This is a genomic window from Ligilactobacillus murinus DSM 20452 = NBRC 14221, assembly GCF_001591685.1.
Taxonomy (GTDB): domain Bacteria; phylum Bacillota; class Bacilli; order Lactobacillales; family Lactobacillaceae; genus Ligilactobacillus; species Ligilactobacillus murinus.
The window spans coordinates 1-1,400 of record NZ_BCVJ01000109.1; the positions used below are offsets into that span (position 1 = coordinate 1).

Annotated in this window: 1 protein-coding gene; it reads left to right on the plus strand. The window is 37.1% G+C overall.

All coding sequences use genetic code 11. From position 1 onward, the window contains the following. Positions 1-161 precede the first annotated feature (161 nt). Positions 162-1,400: ISL3 family transposase (locus LMU01S_RS09970; RefSeq protein ID WP_061773587.1), on the plus strand; the 1,239-nt coding region annotated here is incomplete at its 3' end.

Genomic DNA, 1,400 nt, shown 5'->3' on the forward strand with positions numbered 1-1,400 from the left:
GGCTCTATACTTTTTACTGTGTAATGATATTACTTCATTACACAGCTTTTTTGATTTATCATAAAATAAAAAGTATCCTATATACACAAAAAGAGCCATAATGGCATCTTTCTCTTGTGTATCCTACCACGAAAACTCAATTAGAAAGTATGGTGTCCATTATGACCTCTTTAAATTATACTACAAACATTATTGATTCAACAGTTAAATCTTGCCTTAATTGTCATGACCCGCATCTTATCTTTGATGATGAACCTTATAAAGATACTCTTAGAGGAACTAAATATCTCCTTTTCCCTGCTACTGTTTACTTCTTGCCTCAGGAATTAGCTGATTTTAGATGTCATAATTGCGGTTTTACCTCTTTCTATCGTAATGGGTTTACTCCTATGCATCTTATAAAAGTTCCTTCTGTCAATTCAACATATCAAACAGCTATTGCTGCTCGTTCTGCCAGGATCCGTTGTCGTAACTGTAACTCTACTTGCTCCGCAAGCTCTGAGCTCACTGATCATGGTTGTCAGATCTCTAAACTCCTTAAAGCCAAAATAGCTGTCAGATTAAGAATGGATATCAGTGCTAAAACTATCGCATTTGAAGAAGGTGTTTCTGCCTCTACTGTCAATCGCACGCTAGACTCTACTCGTTGCGAGTTTCGGAATAACTTTAACTTCTTACCGCTCCATCTGTGCTTTGATGAATTCAGAGGCACTCACAACACATACCACTTTATTTGTCTAGATGCTGATAACCACGCCATTCAGACTATCTTACCTAACCGATTGAAACAGACTATTTTCAACTATTTCATGCGTTTCCCCGCTCCTGTAAGAAGCTTAGTTCGTACTGTTAGCTGTGATCTGAATTCGTACTACGTTGACCTTATCAAAAAGCTTTTCCCTAATGCTAAGATCATCATCGATAGATTCCACATCGTTCAAATGCTCAATCGCGCCGTAAATTCAATGCGTACTGATTTGATGAATCAGTTTGACCATAGTTCTAAAAATTATAAGCTGTTTAAACGTAATTGGAAGCTCTTTTTAAAACGATATGATGATCTAAACTGTACTCATCAGTTTTATGAAAGATCTCAACGTAAATGGGTCACTGCGGAACAGTTAGTCAATCAAGGACTTCAATTAGCTGATCAAGACTTCCGCAAAGCATATTGGGACTATCAACGGCTCTTAGAGGTTATTGATGACCCAACACCTTCTAAAATAAAAATATTCAAGCAGTGCCTTACTGAAGTAAATCAAAAATACTCTGGCTGCCGTCCTAAAGCATCTAAGGCTGACAAAGCACTTCTAACACTTTATGATAATTTGATTCCCGTCATTACAGCTTTAGAACCCCAATATTGTCACTATACTAATGGGCCTTTAGAGGGGATAAAT